The sequence below is a fragment of the Isoptericola sp. GX10416 genome, from assembly GCF_056590155.1.
Window position 1 is genome coordinate 155,436 of record NZ_JBWPVO010000004.1, and the last position, 20,394, is coordinate 175,829.

Genomic DNA, 20,394 nt, shown 5'->3' on the forward strand with positions numbered 1-20,394 from the left:
ATGACCTGCACCGTCGCGCAGCTGATGGCGCGCACCGCGGCGGCGCTCGACGTCCCCGCGCGGCGCACCACCGTCGACGGCCTCGACGCGGGCGACCCCTCCGCCGTCGTGCGCGGCGTCGCCGTGACGACCCTCGCCACGCTGGCGGTGCTCGAGCGGGCGGTCGCGGTCGGCGCGAACGTCGTCGTGACGCACGAGCCGCTCTTCTACGACCACCAGGGCGCCGCGACGGCGGAGCTGGTCCGCGAGGCGGACCCGGTGCACGCCGCCAAGTCGGCGTTCGTCCGCGAGCACGGGCTCGCCGTGTGGCGGATGCACGACGCGTGGCACGACCGGCGCCCCGACGGCATCGACGCGGGCGCGGCCGCCGCGCTCGGCTGGACGTTGGACGCGGACGCGGCGGCCCGCGGCGTCGCCTGGAGCGATGTGCGCCCGACGACGGTCGGCGAGCTGGCCCGGCACGTCGCCGCCGCGCTCGGCTCGACCCAGACGCGGTTCGCGGGCGACCCGCACCGGACGGTCCGCCGGGTGGGTCTCGACCTGGGCTTCCGCGGGTTCGCGCGCAACCGTGCCCTCCTGCGCGCGGCCGACGTGGACGCCGTCGTCGTGGGGGAGGCGCACGAGTGGGAGGTCGCGTCGTACGCGGCGGACCTCGCCCACCTCGACGGCACGGGGTTCGTCGTCGCGGGTCACGTCCCGAGCGAGCAGGCGGGCATGAGCCTGTTCGCGGACTGGTTGCACGGCACGGTGCCGGAGGTGCCGGTGACGTTCCTGTCGACGCCCGACCTGCTGGCCGGGACATGAGCATCCCGCTCCCGGACCCACCGCCGGGGCCCGTGCCGGAGGACGGCTGGGTGCCCGACGTCCTGGACGGGTTCGAGCAGCGCACGCTCGAGCTCGCCCCGGACTTCGAGGGGGAGGTCGTCGCGACGCTGGTCCGGCGGCGGCACGACGGTCCGCTGCGGGGCGACGCGGGCGTCGACCTGCTGTACGTCCACGGCTGGATCGACTACTTCTTCCAGACGCACCTCGCCGACTTCTGGGAGGGCCTCGGCGTCCGTTTCCACGCCGTCGACCTGCGCAAGTACGGCCGGAGCCTGCGCCCGCACCACACGCCGGGCTTCGTCACGCAGCTCCGCACGTACGACGAGGACATCGAGGCCGCGCTGTCGGCGATGGGGCACGGGGCCGACGGCGGCACGGGGCGTCGGTTGGTCGTCATGGGGCACTCGACGGGCGGGCTCGTGGTCAGCCTGTGGGCGCACCACCGACCAGGTCGGGCGGACGCGCTGGTGCTGAACAGCCCGTGGCTGGAGTTCCAGACCCGCAAGGTGGGTCGGCTCGTCCTGGAGCCGAGCATCCGCGCTCAGGCGGCGATCGCCCCGCGCAGCCAGCTGGCGAACGTGGACCTGGGGTTCTACGTCCGCACGATCTCGTCGCGGCACGAGGGCGCGTGGGAGCTCGACCCGGCCTGGCGTCCGGACGCCGGGTGGCGTGCCACGCCCGCGTGGCTGGCGGCGATCTTCGCGGGCCACGACCGGGTCGCGCGGGGTCTGTCGATCGACGTGCCGATCCTGGTGCTGCTGTCGGCGCGCTCGACCCCGCCGGTGCGGTGGTCGGAGGAGATGAACCGCACCGACACGGTGCTCGACGTGGTCGGCGTCGCCGCCCGGACGCCCCAGCTCGGCCGGGTCTCCACGCTCGCGCGGATCGAGGGCGCGCTGCACGACGTCACCCTGTCGGCGCCGGAGGTGCGCGACGTGGTGTGGTTCGAGACCGAGCGCTGGTTCCGCGCCTACGTCCCGCGGGCTCCGGCCCCGGAGCCGGAGCCGCGCGGGTGGCGGCGCTGGTTCTCCTGGCTCCGGCGGTAGTCAGCCCTCGACGCGCTCGGGGTGCCGCCCGTCGAGCGCCGCGCGGGCGTGCTCCACGATGCCGTCGGCGGCCGCCTCGACCTGCGCGAGGCAGGTCTCGAAGCCGTCCAGGTCGCCGTACCAGGGGTCCTCGACGTCCAGGACGGACTCGCTGCCGCCTGCCGGGACATCGGGGGCCGCAGGGTCGAAGGACCTGTACATCCGGATGTCCACGTCTGTACCGTCCGCCACCGTGCGCAGCGCGCGGGCGTGCCGGGTGGTCATGGCCAGCACCAGGTCCCGCTCGGCGAGCAGGTCGGCGCGCACCTGCCGCGCCCGGTGCCCGTCCCCGGCCGGGTAGCCGTGCGCCGAGAGCACCTGCCGCGCCCGCGGGTCCACGGGATTGCCGGCCTCCTCGTCGCTGACGCCCGTCGAGTCGACCACGACCCGGTCGTCGAGGCCGGCGTCCCGGAGGCGCTCGTGCAGCACGATCTGCGCCATGGGGGACCGGCAGATGTTGCCGGTGCAGACGATCATCACGCGGTAGGTCCTGGAGGTCACGGGCTCCATGGTGGCAGACCGGCCCTCGGACCACGGTGCGCAGGCCGCGCGGTGGGACCCGCAGGCCGCGCGGTGGGGCGTGCCCGCACGTAACGTTGCCGCATGAGGTGGTCCGCAGACGGCTTGATCGCAGTGACGGGGGCCTCCGGGCGGCTGGGCTCGCGCCTCGCGTTCCGGCTGGCCGCCGAGGGTGCGCACCAGCGGCTGGTGGTCCGCGACCCCTCGCGGGTGCCGCGGTTGGCCGACGGCCGCGCTCTGCCCGAGTGCGAGGTCGCCGTCGCCGACGGCTATGCGGACGCCGCCGGGATGCGCGCCGCTTTCGACGGCGTGCGGACGGTCTTCCTGGTCAGCGCCCGGGAGTCCGCCGACCGCGTCGCCCTGCACACCGCGACCATCGACGCGGCTGTCGCCGCCGGGGTGGAGCGGCTGGTGTACATCTCGTTCGTGAGCGCTGCACCGAACGCCGTGTTCACGCTCGCGCGGGACCACTGGGCGACGGAGCAGCACCTGCGCCGCAGCGGCCTGCGCTGGACCGTGCTGCGCGACAACCTGTACCACCAGGAGCTGGCGAGCTTCGTGGGTCAGGACGACGTCATCCGTGGCCCGGCAGGCGAAGGGCGGGTGGCGTCCGTGGCGCACGACGACGTCGCGGACGTCGCGACCGCCGTCCTGCTCGACGAGGCGCCCACCCGGCACGACGGCGTGACGTACGACGTCACGGGACCGATCGCGCTGAGCCTCGCGCAGGTCGCGGAGCTGCTGTCGTCCGCGACCGGCCGCCGCATCACCTACCACGCCGAGACGGTGGAGGAGGCGCACGCGTCCCGTGCCGGTCTGGGGGTCTCGGACGCGGAGCTGGCCGGCTGGGTCTCCTCGTACACGGCGATCGCGGCCGGCGAGCTGGCGCACGTCTCCCCGGACGTCTCGCGGCTGGTGGGCCGCCCGGCGCGCTCCTTCGAGCAGTGGCTGGACGACTACCCGGTCGAGTGGGAGGACCTGCTGCGCCGCCCGACCGCCGGACCGACCGACCAGTCCCGCTAAATACCTTGGCGGACGGCGCCGTCGGGCATAGCGTCGGTCCTACGACGAAAGGAGGTGATCCGAGAAGTGAAGACTCTTCGGACCAGCGAGGTGGTCACGGGCTGAGTCCCGTGACCACCGGGACCCGCGGGTGCCGTGCCATCGTCCAGCACGGCGGGAGACCTCTCCGCCCCGCGGGTTCTCTCGTACCCTCCGGGCGGGCTACGCCCGGCCGCAGTTGTCGGTGATGGCGTCGGCCGCGATGTACTCCGTGACGGGGTCGGGCGTGGCGTCGCAGTCGACGAGGTCGGTCTCGATCTCGTCGAACGACGTCACGTCGACGTCCACCGCGTTGCTCCCGTCGCCACAGGTGACGGTCGCGCTGCCCGTCGTGCGCTCGGCATAGGCGTAGATCACGTAGGTGCCCTTGTCCGCTCCCACCAGCAGCGCGTCTGGCTCCGCGATGGCGGGGGCCTCCGTCGCCGCGAGCAGGCCGCCCCCGACGGCGTCGCGCACCATGGCCTCCTGGTCGTCGGTCGCCCCGGACGCGGCGCGCGCCCCGGCCGCCTCGCCCCGGCTCCACTCGCTGCGCACGGTGGAGTCACCGTCGCCGGACAGCCGCACCACCGTCACGGCCGTGTACATATCCTGGGACTCAGGGGTGCCGTCCCACTCGACCAGCACGCCGCCGCCGCAGGTGCTCTCCGCGGCGGGCGCCGTCTCGGCCGCGGGACTCGCCGAGGCCGGACCGGTTCCGGGGTCGTCCGCGCCGGCACAGCCCGCCAGCAGCAGGGCGGTGCTGACGGCGGTCGCTGCTGCCAGCCGCCGACCGTTGGTCCTGGTTCTCGCTCCGTTGCGCCTCACGCGCCGCAACCTACCGGATGGAAAGCGCTTCTTGACAGGATGAAATCGTCGCAGAACCACAACGATTCGGCATCAGGGCGGCGTCCGCCACCGGTTCAACCCCTCAGGCCCGCAGGGCGCGAGCCGCTGCGCGAACTGCCGCAGGGTCGCGAGGAGCACGGCCGGCACCGGGATCACCACCGGCAGTCTTCTGGGGCCCGGCGACTCAGCTCGACGTGATGATGCGCATCATCAACGCGTGAACGGGTTCGCCGGATCGATCGTCGAGCCCGGGCCGGCAGACGCGGCGGGCTCCGCGGTCCCGCCGTCCGGCTTGGGGCGGTGGCGCTGCGAGACCCGCAGGATCGCGATCCCCGACGCCGCGACGCACACGGCCACGACCGCGATGAACACCCCGAACGGGATGACGTCGAGCGAGAGCAGGACCACGGCCGTCACCAGGACGGCCCCCTCGACCATGGCGATCTTCAGGAAGCTGCGTGCCATGGCCTTGCCGGCGGGCGTCTGGTTGGTGTTCATCCCGCGAGCATAGAGCGCCGGTCGGGCCGTCCTACCGTCCTCGAGGCGGCGTCGACGGCTCGGCATCATGGGCTCCTGGGCTCGCGCAGGTGGGCGAGGGCCCGAGGAGCCCGCTGCTGGACCCCTCGTACCCCCGCCCGACCTTCACGCTGCTGCCGCTTCTGCTACCCGAACGTGACGTCGAGCGACCCGTCGGCCGCGAACGACCAGTTCAGGGAGCCGGCGTACTGACCGCAGGCGGACCCGTTCGAGCCGTCCCAGAACGAGTTGCCACCCGCGTCCGTGCCGCGGTAGCGGTCGGTGGACCCGCTGTCGCAGGAGACGTTGCCGCTGAACACCGAGGAACCGCCGTCGAAGTTGAAGTTCCGCTCCTCGTTGCCGATGCTCACGTTGCCCGAGACCGCCATCGACCCAGGGTTCCGGTTGTACGTGAACCCGTGCTTGCCGTTGTCGACCGCGTAGCTGTCCTTGATGACGTGGTCGACGGCGATGTCCTCGCCGCCGAGCTTGAAGCCGTTCCGGTCACCGTCGTCGTTCTGCGTACCGTCCGACAGCGTCCCGTTGGAGTAGGCGAGCGAGTTCTCGATGGTCACCTCGCCGATCGCTCCGGTCGAGGACTTCGTGTAGAGGTCCCAGCCGTCGTCGATGTTGTGGTGCGCCACCGTGTCGCGGAAGACGTTCCCCGGACCGGAGGTGAGCTTCGCGGCGAAGCCGTCGGCGTCCTCACCGTCGGAGTCGGCGTTGTCGTGCGACTCGCTGGACACGACCAGGTTGTGCGACGGCCACTCGCTCGACGGCGCTCCCGCGATCAGACGGGAGAGCTGCAGGCCGGTGTCGTGGTTGTAGCGGGTCACCACACGCTCGATGATGTTGTGGTCACCGCCGAGCAGGATGCCGTTGTCACCGGCGTGCTGCACCACCAGGCCGTAGACGTGCCAGTAGTCGCCGCCGATGGCGAGACCACGGTTCGAGGAGTCCTCGGACTGTGCGGAGAAGTCGAGCACCGGCGTCTCGCCCGGGTAGGCGGAGAGCAGCGTGCGGTCACCCGAGGTGCCGTCGTTGCCGGGCTCGATCGTCACCGTGTCGGCCAGGTCGTACGTGCCGCCGCGCAGGAAGACCTCGCCGCCGGCGTTCACCCGGTCGATCGCCGAGGTGAGGGTGGTGGGGTCGCTCTCCGTGCCGGCTGCGCCGTCGGACCCGCCCGGCGCCACGTAGATGGTGTCGGCTCCCGGCTGGGGCTCGTCGGGGTCCGGCTCCGGGTCGGGGTCGGTCGGGTCCGTCGGGTCCGGCGTCGGGTCGGCGCCCGGGTCGGTGCCCGGGTCGCCGGCGTAGGTCTCGAACTCGGCCACCCGGGGTGTGCCGTTCGAGCCGGTGATCTCGAAGTTGATCTTGCGCAGCGACGTCGTCGGGATGTCGATGACGCCGGCACCGCTGCCCGTGGCCAGCACCTGATCGGTGTCGTGGTTGACGACCTGCCACGAGCCGATGTTGCCCTCGGCACCCGAGGCCTCGCGGATGTTGATGGACGAGACCGTGGTGTCGCCGCCCCACTTGATGGAGATCCGGCCGGTGGAGCTCGACGGCGACCAGTAGCTGCTCATGTCGCCGTCACGCACGTCGCCGTAGCTCGTGCCGCTGGCCTTCGACGAGCCGTCCGAGCCCGCGCCGATGCTGAGGTTCTCGCCGCTCGGCGGGTCGGTCGGGTCCGGGTCCGTGGGGTCCGTCGGCTCCGGGTCCGGGTCCGTGGGGTCCGTCGGCTCCGGGTCCGGGTCGGTCGGGTCGGTCGGGTCCGGCGTCTGCGGGTTGCAGGAACCGTCCGAGACCTGGAGGCCCTTGTTCGCCCCCGCCGTCTCGGCGAGCAGGTTCGGCACGCACTCGGCGTCGTCGAGCTCGTACGAGTACGGCACGGAGATCGACGCCGTCGACGTCGGGTTCGGGCCGGCCGGGTGGTTGTCGCCGCCGTCCGAGGACCAGGTGATGTTGTCCCAGATGTTTCCGCTGACCTCCCAGGAGCCCATGTCGTCCGTGTAGAACGTGCCGAGCGGGTCCTTGGAGTCCTCGAAGTAGTTGTTCTCGACCAGCGCCTTCGCGCCCAGCCGGGAGTTGATCCCCGACTTGACCAGGCCCACGAAGTGGTTGTTGTAGGAGTGCGCCGTGCCGGCACGCAGGAGCGGCGTGCGGGAGTCGATGTTCTCGTACAGGTTGTGGTGGTAGGTGACGGGACCGTTGCCGGTGTCCCCGTCGCTGGACCCGACGAGCCCGCCACGACCGGAGTTGCGCAGGATGCTGTAGGACAGCGTCACGTCCGTCGTGTCGGCCTTCATGTCGAACAGCGCGTCGTACCCGGACGACTCGCCGCCGGAGGCCTCGAGCGTGAGGTGGTCGGCCCACACGTTGCTGACGTCGCTCTCCATGCCGATGGCGTCACCGCCGTTGGAGGTGGGCGAGCCGGACTTCTTGACGTTCCGCACGTGCAGGTTCTGCAGGATGATGTTCTCGGACGAGCGCACGTGGATGCCGAGCTGGTCGAAGAGCGCACCGCTGCCCACACCGACCAGCGTGACGTTGCTGATCTCCTTGAGCTCGATCTTGTCGTCGGCGGTGTTGCAGCTGTCCCCGGACACCTTGCTGGTGTTGCCGTGGTTGATGGTGCCCTCGACCTCGATGATGATCGGGGTGTCGCTGCTGGATCGGGTGCAGAGGGCCTCGTGGATCTCGGTGCCCGTGCTGGCCCGGACAGTCTGCCCGCCGGCCCCGCCGGTGGTCCCGGTCGCGAATCCGGTGGCGGTGCCGGTGGCGGCCTGCGCGTCGGCCATCCACAGGGCGGTGATGCCCATCGTCCCCGCGAGGGCCATCGTGGCCCCTGCCGCGGTGAGCCGTCTTGCGGCTGTTCTTCTCATCATTGCCTCACTTCGTCATCGAAATCGGGCATTGCGTGTGGTGCGACGCGTCGCGGGCGGACGGTCCGCCGTCGGGCAGCTCCGCCCGTGGTGACGCGTTGCCTCATCGAGGAGCCCTTGTCGCGCCTGACTCCGGCGTTGGAACTGACACCCGGATGAGACCGTTCCCATCAGGAACCGGTTTCTCATGCTAGAGATCGGTTTCCCAGAACGCAAGTTCACCCGCAGCTTCACCCGATACGACAACCCGCGCGTGATAACTTCCGGCCCTCGGACATCCGCGGGGGCGACACCGACGTGGCACCCGTGCGCTCCGAGCAACCGGCCACTAACGTGGCGCCATGACCGCTGGCCCCATCCCGAGCCGCCCCCGTGACGGGTCCGGTCCCGCTCGCACCGCGGTCATCGTCGAGGACGACGCCGAGATCAGCGCGCTCCTCGAGGAGGTCCTCAAGCAGGCCGGCTTCCAGACGTACACCGCTGTCGACGGCCGCAGCGGGGTCGAGCTCGTGACACGGATCGACCCGCTGCTGACCACGCTCGACATCAGCCTGCCGGACATCGACGGGATCGAGGTGTGCCGGCAGATCCGTACCGTCTCGAACACCTACGTCGTGATGCTCACCGCGCGAACGGACGAGATCGACGCACTGATGGGCCTCGACGCCGGCGCGGACGACTACCAGACCAAGCCGTTCCGGCCGCGCGAGCTGAGGGCACGTATCGAGGCGATCCTGCGCCGGCAGCACCGCGACCTCCCCCCGGGCGCCGCCCCGGTGACGCCCACCACCGCCCCACCGGGAGTGCACCCGCCCGACGGCGTCGCCCCGGTCGCGACGACGACCGCCGACGGGCTCCTGGTCGACCGGGCCGGCCGCACCGTCCACGTGGAGGACGTCGAGGTCCACCTCACCCGCAGCGAGTTCGACCTGCTCTCCGCGCTCGCCGGCGCGCCCGGCCGCGTGCTGTCCAAGGACGCGCTGGTCCGGGTGCTGTGGGGAGGCGAGTACGACACCGGCACGCCGGTCACCTCTGCCGACCGGCGCGGCGTCGAGGTCCACATGGCCAACCTGCGGCGCAAGATCGGGGACGACCCGGCCTCGCCCCGGTGGATCAGCACGGTCCGCGGCGTGGGCTACCGCTTCGACCAGCGGCACTGAGCGAGAGCGGTCGACACCAGCGCTGCGGCCATCTGCGCGTCGATCATGACCTCCCGCGCCAGCACGCGCGCCGACTCCAACCCGTCGTCACCCGCGTCCAGAGCTGCTCGGCAGCGCGCGGTGGAATAGGCGAGGTCCTCCAGGCCCAGCATCACCGCCGAGCCATGGAGGCTGAGGAGCCGGGTCCTGGCCAGGTCTCCGTCACCGCGGACCAGCGCCCGGCGACAGGACGTCAGACGGCGCGGCAGCAGCTCCAGCCAGATCGTCGCGAACCGGTCGACCGCAGGCCCGTTGCCCTCCAGCTGGTCGATCAGGTCCTGCCAGGCCCGCGCAACGGCGGCGGACGGATCGATCGTGGTCATGCGCGCCCCCCGGGCGTCCTGGTGCGTCCGGCGTCGTCGGCCGTCGTGACCGCCGCGAGCGCGAGCTGCACGGTCATGTCCGGTTCCGCGAGGTAGATGGGCGTCGACACCCTCCGATGGTGAGCATCCGACCTCATGCGCGACTCCCGACGTGATCAGGATCCGCTCAGGATCACCTCAAGATCGGGGCCCGCCGGGGCAGGTCAACGGCGCAGGACGCGCACTGTCTCGTGGAGCACGTCGCGCGCCGGCGCGACACGGTCCGGGCGCCCGTCCCGCAGCGCGGCCTCGACGTGCCGGGCGGCATCGGCCAGCTCGTCGTCGCCGAAGGTCCCCGCCGAGCCCGCGATCGCGTGGCACAGCCGTGCGGCTTCGCTCCGGTCCGTGGCGCCGAGCGGTCCCCTGCGGCGTACCAACAGCTCGAGCACCCGGTCCGCCCGGGCGAGGTTGCGCTGCCGAGCGCTGCGGCCGATCCGGGCGACCGCACCGTCCAGCCCGTCGTCCCCGGCGGCGCGCCCGGGCGATCCGTTCACGCTGGCCACCCGAGCATGTCGGCGAGGATCTGCGGCAGGGCGAGCGGGTCGAACGGCTTGGTGATCACTCCCGCCGCACCGAGACCGTCGAGCCGGCCGATGTCGTGCGAGCCGATCTTCGCGGTCAGGAACACCACCGGGACGTCCCGCAGCGCGTCGACGGCCCGCATCCGGGCCAGCACGGTCGGGCCGTCGAGCGTCGGCATCATGACGTCCAGGAGGATCACGTCCGGACGGACCTCGCGCGCGAGCCTGACGCCACCCACCCCGTCGCCCGCCGAGTGCACCTCGTGGCCTCCGACGGCGGACAGCGACAGCGCCGCGACCTCGCGGATCGACGAGTCGTCGTCGACGACCACCACGACACGCCTGGTTCCCACCTGTTCCGCCCCCCGGTGCCCGGACCTCGACGACGCTACCGTCTCACGACCCGCCACGCGCGGCACGCGCCGTCCGTCGCACCCAGAGCCGTCGGTCGGTCGGGCGGCGTCGGTCGGTCGGGCGGCGCCGACCGCGTTCACCTACCCTCGGGCCATGGACGAGGCGCGCCGCGCAGCGGCACGGGCGCACAGGCAGTTCCTGGGGTGGTCCTGGGCTGCCGGCGGGACCGTGCTCGTGGTCGCCGTCGTGCTCGCGGGCCCGTTCGACCCGGCCGTGCGGGAGGTCGCGTCCCAGGCGGCGCTCGCCGCTGCCGCCGTGTTCGCCTGGGCCAGCTGCGGTCGGCGTGCCGTCCGCTCTGCCGGACGACGGCGGCGGGCGTGGGGCGCCCTGAGCCTCGGTGGGGCGGTCGGCCTCCTGGGCAACGTGTACGCCACCGTCGTGGACGACCCGGCGACGGGCGACGTCGCCTACATCCTCGCCCTCACGCTCGGCGTCGTCGGGCTCGCGTCGTTCCCCACCGTCCGCCGACGCGGCCTCGAGATCCCGCGGATGCTGCTCGACAGCATCGTCGTCGGCGGGTCCGTGCTGTACATCGCCGTCTTCGCCGTCGTCCTCAGCGGCCGCGACGTGACCGGCCAGCCCGCTGTGAGCGCCTACGTGCTGCCCGTCGCCGACGCGCTGCTCGCCACCCTGGCCGTCCTCGTGATGACCCGGTCGAGCGCCGCGGAGCGGGTACCGCTGGTGCTCGTCGGCAGCGGGTTCGTCCTCTACGCCGTCGCGGACGTCACGTTCGCGTTCTTCGCGGCCGAGAACGAGTTCACCTTCGGCAGCCCCGCCGACCTGGGCTGGATCGGGGGATACGCGGCCATCGCCGTCGCCGCGCGACACCCTGCGGCGTCCGGGAGCCCTGTCGACAGCCGGCGCCGCGACGGGTCGCCCGTGCTCGGCACGGTCGTGACGTTCGCCCTCTTCCTCGCTGCGGCCCTGGTCCGGGTGGTCGGGTCGGGCGAGGAGATCCCGTGGGTGGCGGACGCCCTCTGGATCGTGGTGCTCGTGGCGGTGGTGGCCCGGCAGATCCTCGTGGTGGTCGACAACGAGTCGCTTCTCCACGGCCTGGAGCGACGGGTCGAGCAGCGGACGGCGCAGCTCCGCGCCCTGGCCGCCGAGCGCGAGCGCACGCTCGAGTCCGTCGCCGACGGCATCTACGGCGTCGATGCCGAGGGTCGCCTGACCTTCGTCAACGCGGCCGCGTGCCGGGCGCTCGGTGCGACACCGGACGATCTCGTGGGACGTGACGCGCACACCACGTTCCACGCCTCCAGGGAGGACGGCTCCCCGTTCCCGGTGGAGAGCTGCTACATCACCGAGGCGGTGCGCGACGGCGTCACCGCCACGGCGGAGCAGGACGTCTACCGCCGGCTCGACGGCAGGAACGTGCCGGTCGAGGTCACCGCGAGCCCGCTGCGCGACGACAGCAGGATCCGCGGGGCGGTCGTCGTCTTCCGCGACGTCACCGAGCGCCGCGAGATCGAGCGCCTGAAGGACGAGTTCGTCTCGGTGGTCAGCCACGAGCTGCGCACGCCGCTCACGTCGATCCGTGGCGCGCTGGGCCTCCTCGACAGCGGCGTCCTGGGCGACGACCCCGCACGGGCGCGGCGCATGGTGCACATCGCGCTGACCAGCGGCGACCGGCTCGGGCGGCTCGTGGACGACATCCTCGACTTCGAGCGCATGGCTGCGGGCTCGACCTCCCTGGAGCTGGCGGAGCAGCCGGTCGACGCCCTCGTCGTGGCAGCGCAGGAGCAGGTCGCCGTCCTCGCGGACCTGGCAGGTGTCACCCTCGAGCACAGCCCGTCCCCGGAGGTCGTCCGGGCGGACGCCGATCGCATCGTGCAGACCCTCGTGAACGTGCTGTCGAACGCGGTGAGGTTCTCCGTGCGGGGCAGCACGGTGCGCACCAGCGCCCTGCCGGCCGGCGACATGGTCGAGCTGCGCGTCGACGACGACGGACGCGGGATCCCGCCCGCCAAGCTGGAGGCCGTCTTCCGCCGGTTCGAGCAGGTCGACGCCTCCGACGCCCGCGAGCGCGGCGGGACCGGTCTCGGGCTGCCGATCGCCCGCGGCATCGTCGAGGGCCACGGAGGCAAGATGTGGGCCGTCAGCGAGGGCGACGGCACGGGGACGAGCATCCGGTTCACCCTGCGGCGTGTCGACGCGCACCGCACGCCGACCGGCCCGTACGCCGCCGACGGCGAGCCTGCGGGCCTCACGCACGCTCCGCCGTCGGGCACGGACCCGCGCAGCACGGGCGACGACGACGACGCGGGCACGCCGCGCGTCGTCGTCGTGGACGACGACCCCTACGTGGTCGACGTGCTGAGCACCATCCTCGAGGAACGCGGGTTCGCGGTCATCGGCGTGACCGACGGAGAGGCCGCGCTCGACCTCGTCGCCGCGGAGCACCCGGCGGCGATCGTGCTGGACCTGGCCATGCCCGGCACCGACGGCGCCGAGGTGCTGTCGCGGCTGCGCCACACCGCCGCGACGGCTCGGGTCCCGGTGGTGGTGGTCTCCGGGACCGAGCCGACCGAGGCCGGTGCGAGCGCGGACCTCGCCGACGGGTGGCTGGTCAAGCCGGTCGACCCGGGGCGACTCGTCGCGACCGTGCGCGACGTCGTCCGCCGGCATCCACGCCACGAACGCGTCCTCGTCGTGGAGGACGACGACGAGCTGCGCGAGGTCGTGGCCGCCGTGCTCGAGCACGGCGGGCTCACCGTCACCCAGGCGCGCTCGGTCGGCGAGGCCCGGACCGCCCTCGCCACGGCCGAGCCGGACCTGCTCGTGCTGGACCTCTCCTTGCCCGACGGCACCGGGCAGGCCCTCGTGGCCGACCTGCGCGAGGATGGACGGCTGGGGCAGGTGCCGCTCGTGGTCTACACGGGCAGCCCGGTGGCACTGCACGACCGTGCGGACCTGAGACTGGGCCGTACCGTCTTTCTCGCCAAGGATCGCACCGCACCCGACACCCTGCTGCGGCCGGTGCTGGACCTCCTTGACTCCGTCGCCGGCCGGACGACCGGCACGGACAACCCTCCACCCGACCTCCGAGGAACTGATGAGCGACAACCTGACGATCCGCATCAGCAAGGGCACCGGCACCGGACGGACGACCCTCGCGGCCTTCGACGCCGCCCTGGTCGCCGCCGGGGTCGGTGACTTCAACCTGATCCGGCTGAGCTCCGTCGTCCCACCTGGCAGCACGATCCTCAAGGTGGAGCCGCAGGACGGCATCTCCGGGGACCACGGGGACGCCCTCTACTGCGTCTACGCCGAGGCGCACGCCTCGTTGCCGGGGCACGAGGCGTGGGCCGGGGTCGCCTGGTCGGTGCGCGACGACGGCAGCGGAGCCGGTCTGTTCGTCGAGCACGAGGGCCCTTCCTACGAGCAGGTCGCCACGGACCTCGGCCACAGCCTGGAGGACCTGTCCGCGTCACGCGGCGGCGTCTACCACCCGCAGGGCCGCCGGATCACCGGCATCACGTGCGAGACGCTGCCCGTGTGCGCCGTCGTCGTGGCGACGTTCCGGCGGGCCGGCTGGGCGGAGGCCGCCGATGGCCACTGACGTCACGTTCGAACCGACGCTGAGCGGTCCGGTGGCCGAACGCTTCTGGCAGCTGTACCTGGAGGCCTTCGAGCCCCTGCGGACCCGGGCGGCAGCGCGGCACGTGCTGCACCGCGAGGAGTTCGACGAGGAGATGGCCGACCCCCGCGTCCTCAAGCTCCTGGCGCACGACGAGACCGGCGACGCGGTCGGGATGACCACCCTGGCGACCGACCTCGCCGCCGTGCCCTGGGTCAGCCCCGAGTACTTCGCCGCCCGGTACCCGGAGCACGCGGCGCGCGGGGCCGTCTGGTACATCGGCTACACGCTCGCGCACCCCGGCCGGCGGGCGACCCGCACCTTCATGGACATGATCGACGCGCTCGTCGCCCATCTCGCGGAGCACCGGGTGGTCTGCGCCTACGACGTCTCCCGCTTCAACGACGACGGGCTGCGGTTCGCGGACAACCTGCGCCGCCACCTCGAGCGGACGCGCGACGTCACCGTCGAAGAGGTGGACCGGCAGACGTACTACGCGACGACGTTCCACTGAGGCCGCCCTCACCGGGGGAACGCCTGCCACGTCACGGGTGCGGCCGCGTCACGGGGCGGGGAAGTCCTCCGGTCGCGTGCGCAACTTGGCCGCGATCCGCGCGAGCGCCCGCTGGTCCGTGGCCGTGAGCGGGTCGAGCACGTGCTCGCGCACGGACCGCAGGTGGGCGGGCGCGGCCTCGACGACCTTGGCGAAGCCCTCCTCCGTGAGCGCCGCGATGGTGCGGCGGCGGTCGTCGGGGTCGGGGTACCGATGGGCCCAGCTGCGGGCCTCGAACCTCTTCATCACGTTGGACAGGCGGGGCAGCGCCCCGTTGGTGAGGTAGGCGAGCTCGCTCATGACCAGACGGCGGCCCTCGGCCTCCGACATGTGGCTCAGCGTCAGGTACTCGAAGAGGGTCAGACCGGCCGCGCGCTGGACGGCCGACTCGAGCCGGCCCGGCAGCAGCAGCATCAACGAGACGGCGCCGGTCCACGCCTCCTTCTCGCTCTCCGAGAGCCAGCGCACGTCGGCATCGGCGGCCGCGTCGACCTGTTCGTCCTGGGTCGGTTCCGGCATGCGGCCGACTCTAGCAGTTTACTTTTCGCATGAAGTTGACCGTGATATGTTTCAGTTCACGCATGAACCAAACGGGAGGCGCTTCGCATGACCAGGCCCGAGTTCTTCACCACCCCCGGCTACGGCGACATGCTGCGCGAGCGGCTCCACTACCACCAGGCGGTGCGGCTCGGGGACACCGTCCACCTCTCCGGCCAGGGCGGCTGGGACGACGAGTTCCACTTCCCGACGGACCTGCGCGACGAGATCGTCCAAGCCTTCGACAACGTCGAGCGGACCCTGGCCCTGGCCGGTGCCACCTGGCGCGACGTCGTCGCCGTCGACAGCTTCCACGTCCCGACGGCCACCGACGAGATCGGCGACGAGCACACGTCCGTGATGACCGAGCAGCTCCACCTCCGGATGGGGGACCACGCGCCCGTGTGGACGGAGATCGGCGTCGCGGCCCTCGGCGCCGTCGGCATGCGCGTCGAGATCCGGGTCACGGCGATCGCGCCGGTCGCCGACGGCTCCTGAGTCACCCACCACGAGAAGTGGCCGACGATGCGCGTCCTGATCACCGGAGTCCGCGGCAAGACGGGATCGGCGCTGGCCGACCGTCTGGCACCGCGTGACGACGCCGAGCTCTGGGGCGGCAGCAGTGACCCCGCACTCGTCCGCGACGGCCGGATCGTCCCGGTCGAGCTCTCGTGGGACCGGCCGGACGCCTGGCCTCGCGCCAACCAGGGGGTGGACGCCGTCTTCGTCGTCGTCCCGCTCCGCGAGGACGCCCCGGCTCTCGTCGCCTCCTACGTCGCCACGACCTCGCCGTCGACCCACGTCGTCCTCCTCTCCGAGCGCGACCCGGAGCAGTCGGGCGCGCACGGCTGGTCGGCCACGGTGGAGCGCGCGGTCCGCGAGAGCGGACGGTCATGGACCATCCTGCGGCCGGGCTGGTTCATGCAGGTCCTCACCGACACACGCTTCTTCGGCGACCAGATCGCCGACGGCGCGTTCACGTTCCCGCACGCGGACGCGCCCCTGGCATGGATCGACACGCGTGACATCGCCGAGGTGGCCGAGCTGGCGCTGACCGACCGGCGGCATGCCGGGCAGACCTACGAGCTGTCCGGACCGGAGGCCCTGCTGCCGGACCGGACTGCCGCACTCCTCTCGGTGGCGCTGGGCCGGACGGTCCGCCACATCGCGCTCGACATGGAGGAGGCGCTGGATGGGCTCACAGGGTTCGAGCGCGACCTCACCGAGGTCACCTTCGAGCGGGTGCGCGCCGGGGACTTCGCCGTCGTCACCGACGCCTTCCGACGCCTGACCGGCCGTCCGGCGCGGTCGCTGGAGCAGTTCATCACGGACGCGGCAGCCGCCGGAGCATGGCCGGGGACGAGCCCTGGGGACGACGACGGCGCCCGATGAGGGACGCGCCGTCGTCCGTCACCTGCTCTCGACCCGCCCGATCGGGTCGGTGCTGCCACTGAAGGCGGTTCGCGCGGCAGGCCAGCCGGCGTCGTCCACGTGGAGCGCGGTGCGCAGGTACGCCGTGCTCAGGCGCTGGACGACGGCGACCCGCTCCGGGTTCTCGTCGGTGGTCTCAGCCACCTCGTACCCGACGATCCCGCCGAGCGCGTGCTCCGCGCCGTAGAGCGTGAGGAGATCGGTGGCGCCAGGGCTGTGCCGGTAGGCGTCGGTGAACCAGTCGGGTCCACGGCTGGACATCGCCGACTGGTCACGGTCGCCGGCCACGACGAGCGTCGGGGTGGTCAGCTCCTCGAACGAGGGGCGCATGAACGGGAAGTTCGCCTGCGCGAAGGGGTGCAGGTCGTCGCCTCCGAGTCCGGTGGCGGCGAACAGGATTCCCGCGGTGATGCGGCTGTCGGTCATGTCCGCACCGACCTGGCCGGACTCGTCGAGGATCCGCGCACCGAGGAGCGACTGGACCGACTGCGCGCCCCAGGAGTGACCGGCAGCGGCGACGCGGCTCCGGTCGACCCGGCCGGCGAGGCCCGGCACGGCGGCCTCGACGGTGTCGAGCTGGTCGAGGATGCGCGTGAGGTCGGCGATCCGCTCGGTCCAGATCGTCGGGAAGACGGGATGGTCGAACCCGAAACCGTGCCGACGCGAGTCCAGGTGCGTGGGCTGGATCACGACGAACCCGCGGGAGGCCCAGAACGCCGTCAGGGGCGCGTACCCGTCGAGGTTCCACCCGTTGCCGTGGGAGAACACCACGACGGGGAGGTCGGTGCCCGTCGCCGGGGCGGAGACGCGCACCTCCAGCGGCAGGGGTCGGCCCGGGGCCGACAGCTCGAGCGGAGCGACGGAGACGACCGGGGTGCCGGTGCCGACGATGCCGTCCAGTGAGTCGACGATCGATGTCGTCATGACAGATTCCTTCCTGAGGGGTGCGCTCTGCGATACTGGTATCGGAACGCTGTTCCGCCACAATACGGAGCACCGTTCCGAAACGCAAGCCTGCGTCGTCGACCCCGAGGAGGACCCATGGCTCGGAGCGGACCCGAGCAGCGGCCTGCCGCGCAGCCCAGGCCGGCGGGGCGCCCACGCCGGAACCAGCAGGACCTCCTGCAGGCAGCAGCGGCAGTGTTCGTCACCTCCGGCGTGGACGCCCCGGTACGGGAGATCGCGGCGAAGGCCGGGGTCGGTGTCGGGACCATCTATCGACACTTCCCGACCCGCGCGGAGCTCGTCGTGGCGGTGTACCGCCACCAGGTCGAGGCCTGCGCCGAGGCAGGGCCGCGGCTGCTCGCGGAGAGCCCGACACCCGAGGCGGCGCTGCGCGCGTGGGTGGCGCTGTTCGTCGAGTTCCTGGTCACCAAGCACGGGCTCGCAGGCGCCCTGCACGGCCAGGACGCGGAACCGGACGCGTTGCACCGGTACTTCATCGACCGGCTCGTGCCTGTCTGCGGCGCACTCCTGGACGCTGCCCGGGCGGCGTCCGGCCACGACGCCCTCCCGGTCGACGCCTACACCGTGCTCAAGGGCATCGGCAACCTGTGCATCGGGGCAGCGGCCGACCAGCGGCACGATGCCGACATGCTCGTACAGATGCTGATCAGCGGAGCGCTCGCCCACGACGTCCCTGAGCCCACGAGCTGATCTCGGACGGCAGAACGTCGAACACGTCATCTCGGACCGTCCGGCTGCCCAGAGAGTCCAGCGGGGCGTGATCGTGGCCACGAGCGCGGCACCGATCTCCGGGAACGGCGAAACCGGCTCTTCGTCGATCCTGTGAAGAGCGGCGCTGCCCGTCACCCCGCCCCTATCCGTGCAGCAGACCCGAAGCCATCATCACCACTCAGGTCGCACTCGCCGCCTGAGAACCGCTGTCACCTATCTGTTCAGCAGACCCCTCACGCACCGCCCGTCGGCGAGGACCACCCGGCCAGGCCAGCAGCACCAGCCACAACCCGACTACCTGACCCACCGGCACCGCCGACCGGACGAGCACGTCCCGAACAGGTCCTGAACCACGCCGCGGCCACCGCAGGGCCACCGCCCGACACCACCACCGCCGTCGGACGACCGGCCCACCGGGCGCCCGACCCAGCACCAGCCGGCGCCACGCTGCGCGAACCACCCAGAAACGACAAAAGCCCCGGCCGGGTGACCCCGGCCGGGACTTTTCGAAACTGCACCGCTCTCGAAACCGAGAACGGCCTCACGTGGGTGGTTCCCGAAACTCGTTGACCAGCACCGGAGCGACCACCAAGGAGAGTCCAGGCACACCTCGAGGGGACGGCCAGGCACACCCGCTTCGCGCGTGCCGCCGCGATCGTCGCAGAGGGGTCAGGTCCAGAGGCGCTCGATCGGGAGCACGTGGATCCGGTCGTCTACCTCGTATCCCGTCGCGCCCGTGTAGAACGTGATCCCGGCGACGAAGGAGGATCCCAGGCGATCCCGCAGGGCGACCAGCGGCGAGAGTTGCGTCCGCTTGACGACGTCCCCTGCCTTGACCTCGATGGCGACGACCGCACCGTCATGCCGCTCCAGGACCAGGTCGACCTCGAGGCTGTCCCGGGTGCGCCAGTACCCGGCCGAGACAGGGTCATCCATCCATGTCGTCTGCCGGATCGCCTCCTGGACGACGAAGGACTCAAGCAGGTGGCCGAACTCTGTGAGGGAGGCTGGGTCAAGTCGCTTCATCTTCGCGGCGCTCAGTCGCAGGAGGTGGGCGCCGATCCCAGAGTCGACAACGTGAATCTTGGGAGACTCGATACTCCTGGGCAGGACGGTCACGCCCCAGGCAGGGAGCCGACGGACGAGGAACAGCGACTCGAGGAGTTCGATGTACGCGGAGGTCGTGTCCCACGACGGAGCCACATCATTGGCGACCTTCGAGACGTTGAGGACGCTTGCCGTCTGGCCGACGGTGCGCGTGAGCACGTCCCTCAGGTCGGATCTTCTGCCTATACGTCGCAGCTCGCCGGCGTCTCGTTGGATCGACTGTCCCACGTGTGCCTCGAACCAGCGGGACCTGTCCGCCGCGGTGGGTTGCGCGAGCGCAAGGGGCATTCCGCCCCGCATCACACGATCGACGTACTCGTCCCTGGACGTGGTCGCGGCCCGGGCATGGTGTTCGACGTCTCCCTCAAAGGCGCGCGCGATGAGGTCGTTGGCGGTCGCGTCGAGTTCGGCTTGCGTCAAGGGCATAACCGGTAGCCGCTGGATGCGCCCCGTCAGAGCTTGCGTGCCTCGCGGCAAGGAGTCGTAGCTTGCCGAGCCTGCGAGGACAAACATGCCCGGCCTCGTCTCACGGTTGAGCCGAGCCTTGATCGCGTCCAGCAGCGACGGAGCCTTCTGGTACTCGTCGACGAGCACTGGTGTGTCTTCTGCGACGACTGCCGCCGGACTGTTCAGCGCGAGCTGAAGGTAGTCCTCCCGATCCAGGTCGATCACTACGGCATTCGTGTCGGCTGCCAGCCCATCCAGCAGCGTCGACTTGCCCACTCCGCGGGGCCCTTCGAGAAGGAGCACCGGCGTCGTCGCCGAGCGGTGGCGGACCACTCGGGTCAGTCGTCGTGCGATCAGGCTGGTCACAACCCCAACGTAGCTCCATGTCGGAACCTGCCGCTACCCGAAGTCGGAATCTGCCGCCCCGGAAAGTCGGATCCTGCCGTCGCTCAACCTCGGAGCCTGCCGATCGGGATCGCAACCACGGCCATCGACATCCTCTCGGTGCCTTGCGGCCGCAGACTGACCGTCACCTACCCGTGCAGCAGTCCCCCGTCCGTACGGTGGTGTCCGCCGGCCGCCGGGATCCTCCGGGGATGCTCAGCGCCTGTAGCAAACAGGGCTGTGCCGGCAATGAACATCACGACGGCCCGGACTAGCCGAAGCCGCAGCATGCACACCCCTGGAGGATGCGGAATGAGCACGTTCCACGCCGAACGACGTCGCCATGACACCCCCACTCCCGCATCGGCGATGGGGTGCCCTGCTCGTGCGCTCCGGAGCCCACAACCGGACCATCGGGCCATGTGAGCCAACACCGGCACGCGCCGCACACCACAGAGCGGCACCACC

General features: G+C 71.8%; 20 protein-coding genes. 10 read left to right on the plus strand and 10 right to left on the minus strand.

The window, feature by feature from the left end; translation table 11 throughout:
• Positions 1-804, plus strand: a complete 804-nt coding sequence (locus ACWAT2_RS08450) for a Nif3-like dinuclear metal center hexameric protein (protein WP_402374808.1) — start codon at positions 1-3, stop codon at positions 802-804.
• On the plus strand, positions 801-1,871 hold the full coding sequence (locus tag ACWAT2_RS08455) for an alpha/beta hydrolase (protein WP_402374810.1): 1,071 nt from the start codon (positions 801-803) through the stop codon (positions 1,869-1,871). The genes ACWAT2_RS08450 and ACWAT2_RS08455 overlap by 4 nt, the downstream gene beginning before the upstream one ends.
• On the opposite strand, the gene ACWAT2_RS08460 is transcribed toward ACWAT2_RS08455, so the two are convergent.
• A complete protein-coding gene (locus ACWAT2_RS08460; RefSeq protein WP_402375108.1) occupies positions 1,872-2,387 on the minus strand; it encodes a low molecular weight protein-tyrosine-phosphatase in 516 nt (171 codons plus the stop codon).
• A 126-nt stretch (positions 2,388-2,513) separates the two neighbouring features.
• Here ACWAT2_RS08460 and ACWAT2_RS08465 point away from each other — a divergent pair, with 126 nt between their 5' ends.
• Complete coding sequence (locus ACWAT2_RS08465) at positions 2,514-3,452, plus strand: SDR family oxidoreductase (RefSeq protein ID WP_402374811.1); 939 nt, start codon at positions 2,514-2,516, stop codon at positions 3,450-3,452.
• Positions 3,453-3,653: 201 nt separating this feature from the next.
• On the opposite strand, the gene ACWAT2_RS08470 is transcribed toward ACWAT2_RS08465, so the two are convergent.
• The 3 genes from ACWAT2_RS08470 to ACWAT2_RS08480 all read right to left on the minus strand — a co-directional run bounded on the left by ACWAT2_RS08470 (position 3,654) and on the right by ACWAT2_RS08480 (position 7,714).
• Positions 3,654-4,295 carry a hypothetical protein gene (locus ACWAT2_RS08470; RefSeq protein WP_402374813.1) on the minus strand — a complete coding sequence of 214 codons (642 nt, stop codon included), beginning with the start codon at positions 4,293-4,295 and terminating at the stop codon, positions 3,654-3,656.
• A gap of 231 nt (positions 4,296-4,526) precedes the next feature.
• Entirely contained in the window at positions 4,527-4,814 is a 288-nt protein-coding gene (locus tag ACWAT2_RS08475) for a hypothetical protein (RefSeq protein ID WP_402374815.1), read from the minus strand.
• Between the two features lie 164 nt (positions 4,815-4,978).
• A complete protein-coding gene (locus tag ACWAT2_RS08480; RefSeq protein WP_480048787.1) occupies positions 4,979-7,714 on the minus strand; it encodes a pectate lyase family protein in 2,736 nt (911 codons plus the stop codon).
• 341 nt (positions 7,715-8,055) lie between these two features.
• Between ACWAT2_RS08480 and ACWAT2_RS08485 the strand changes: the two genes are divergently transcribed.
• Positions 8,056-8,874 carry a response regulator gene (locus ACWAT2_RS08485; RefSeq protein WP_402374819.1) on the plus strand — a complete coding sequence of 273 codons (819 nt, stop codon included), beginning with the start codon at positions 8,056-8,058 and terminating at the stop codon, positions 8,872-8,874.
• Here the strand turns inward: ACWAT2_RS08485 and ACWAT2_RS08490 are convergent.
• The 3 genes from ACWAT2_RS08490 to ACWAT2_RS08500 all read right to left on the minus strand — a co-directional run bounded on the left by ACWAT2_RS08490 (position 8,850) and on the right by ACWAT2_RS08500 (position 10,149).
• Positions 8,850-9,236 (minus strand): hypothetical protein, encoded by a 387-nt coding sequence (locus ACWAT2_RS08490; RefSeq protein WP_402374821.1) that lies wholly within the window; start codon positions 9,234-9,236, stop codon positions 8,850-8,852. The two genes, ACWAT2_RS08485 and ACWAT2_RS08490, sit on opposite strands and share 25 nt — an antisense overlap.
• Positions 9,237-9,439: 203 nt before the next feature.
• On the minus strand, positions 9,440-9,769 hold the full coding sequence (locus ACWAT2_RS08495; RefSeq protein ID WP_402374823.1) for an Hpt domain-containing protein: 330 nt from the start codon (positions 9,767-9,769) through the stop codon (positions 9,440-9,442).
• Positions 9,766-10,149, minus strand: a complete 384-nt coding sequence (locus ACWAT2_RS08500) for a response regulator (RefSeq protein WP_402374825.1) — start codon at positions 10,147-10,149, stop codon at positions 9,766-9,768. Before ACWAT2_RS08500 ends, ACWAT2_RS08495 begins: the two co-directional genes overlap by 4 nt.
• 154 nt (positions 10,150-10,303) lie before the next feature.
• On the opposite strand from ACWAT2_RS08500, the gene ACWAT2_RS08505 reads away from it, so the two are divergent.
• The 3 genes from ACWAT2_RS08505 to ACWAT2_RS08515 are packed head-to-tail and all read left to right on the plus strand — an operon-like array spanning position 10,304 to position 14,304.
• Entirely contained in the window at positions 10,304-13,366 is a 3,063-nt protein-coding gene (locus ACWAT2_RS08505; protein WP_402374827.1) for a response regulator, read from the plus strand.
• Positions 13,266-13,772 carry a pyruvoyl-dependent arginine decarboxylase gene (locus ACWAT2_RS08510; RefSeq protein WP_402374829.1) on the plus strand — a complete coding sequence of 169 codons (507 nt, stop codon included), beginning with the start codon at positions 13,266-13,268 and terminating at the stop codon, positions 13,770-13,772. The genes ACWAT2_RS08505 and ACWAT2_RS08510 overlap by 101 nt, the downstream gene beginning before the upstream one ends.
• Positions 13,762-14,304 carry a hypothetical protein gene (locus tag ACWAT2_RS08515; RefSeq protein ID WP_402374831.1) on the plus strand — a complete coding sequence of 181 codons (543 nt, stop codon included), beginning with the start codon at positions 13,762-13,764 and terminating at the stop codon, positions 14,302-14,304. Before ACWAT2_RS08510 ends, ACWAT2_RS08515 begins: the two co-directional genes overlap by 11 nt.
• A gap of 48 nt (positions 14,305-14,352) precedes the next feature.
• Here ACWAT2_RS08515 and ACWAT2_RS08520 read toward each other — a convergent pair whose 3' ends face one another.
• Entirely contained in the window at positions 14,353-14,862 is a 510-nt protein-coding gene (locus ACWAT2_RS08520; protein ID WP_402374833.1) for a MarR family winged helix-turn-helix transcriptional regulator, read from the minus strand.
• 87 nt (positions 14,863-14,949) lie between these two features.
• Between ACWAT2_RS08520 and ACWAT2_RS08525 the strand changes: the two genes are divergently transcribed.
• Positions 14,950-15,378, plus strand: a complete 429-nt coding sequence (locus ACWAT2_RS08525; RefSeq protein ID WP_402374835.1) for a Rid family hydrolase — start codon at positions 14,950-14,952, stop codon at positions 15,376-15,378.
• Positions 15,379-15,405: 27 nt separating this feature from the next.
• A complete protein-coding gene (locus tag ACWAT2_RS08530; RefSeq protein ID WP_402374837.1) occupies positions 15,406-16,272 on the plus strand; it encodes an NmrA family NAD(P)-binding protein in 867 nt (288 codons plus the stop codon).
• An 18-nt stretch (positions 16,273-16,290) separates the two neighbouring features.
• Here ACWAT2_RS08530 and ACWAT2_RS08535 read toward each other — a convergent pair whose 3' ends face one another.
• A complete protein-coding gene (locus ACWAT2_RS08535) occupies positions 16,291-17,235 on the minus strand; it encodes an alpha/beta hydrolase family protein (RefSeq protein ID WP_402374839.1) in 945 nt (314 codons plus the stop codon).
• A 117-nt stretch (positions 17,236-17,352) separates the two neighbouring features.
• On the opposite strand from ACWAT2_RS08535, the gene ACWAT2_RS08540 reads away from it, so the two are divergent.
• Positions 17,353-17,967, plus strand: a complete 615-nt coding sequence (locus tag ACWAT2_RS08540) for a TetR/AcrR family transcriptional regulator (RefSeq protein WP_402374841.1) — start codon at positions 17,353-17,355, stop codon at positions 17,965-17,967.
• A gap of 690 nt (positions 17,968-18,657) precedes the next feature.
• Here ACWAT2_RS08540 and ACWAT2_RS08545 read toward each other — a convergent pair.
• Positions 18,658-19,908 (minus strand): ATP-binding protein, encoded by a 1,251-nt coding sequence (locus ACWAT2_RS08545; protein WP_402374843.1) that lies wholly within the window; start codon positions 19,906-19,908, stop codon positions 18,658-18,660.
• Positions 19,909-20,394 lie beyond the last annotated feature (486 nt).